Origin of the sequence: Brevibacterium sp. SIMBA_078 (genome assembly GCF_046534565.1) — a bacterium.
Taxonomy (GTDB): domain Bacteria; phylum Actinomycetota; class Actinomycetes; order Actinomycetales; family Brevibacteriaceae; genus Brevibacterium.
This window is the reverse complement of record NZ_JAWRYQ010000611.1, coordinates 1-234: the sequence shown is the minus strand read 5'-3', so window position 1 is coordinate 234 and position 234 is coordinate 1. Positions and strand designations below refer to the sequence as shown.

The following is a 234-nucleotide window of genomic DNA, read 5'->3' as shown; positions in this document are numbered from 1 at the left end:
AGGGGCGGATGATCCGGCTGCGCAAGGAAGCCGGCGGCAAGCTCAAGGAGGGGTTCAAACAGGCCGGGGCGGCGATGGAGCGGTTGTCCGGTCAGATGGACAGCGCCAATTCTGAGCTGGCCGAAGGCGATGACAGCGCGGATGCGCTTGCCAGCTCTCTGGACGGTCTTGGCGAGACGCTGGATGACGGATCTGGTGGCGGCGTGGCAGGGGGGCTGTCCAAAACCACCGAGG

The 234-nt window shown here is 66.2% G+C and carries 1 protein-coding gene; it reads left to right on the top strand.

Annotation, left to right across the window (positions count from 1 at the left end; translation table 11 throughout):
- Nucleotides 1-234: hypothetical protein (locus SB749_RS20980; RefSeq protein ID WP_410712021.1), on the top strand; the 234-nt coding region annotated here is incomplete at both ends.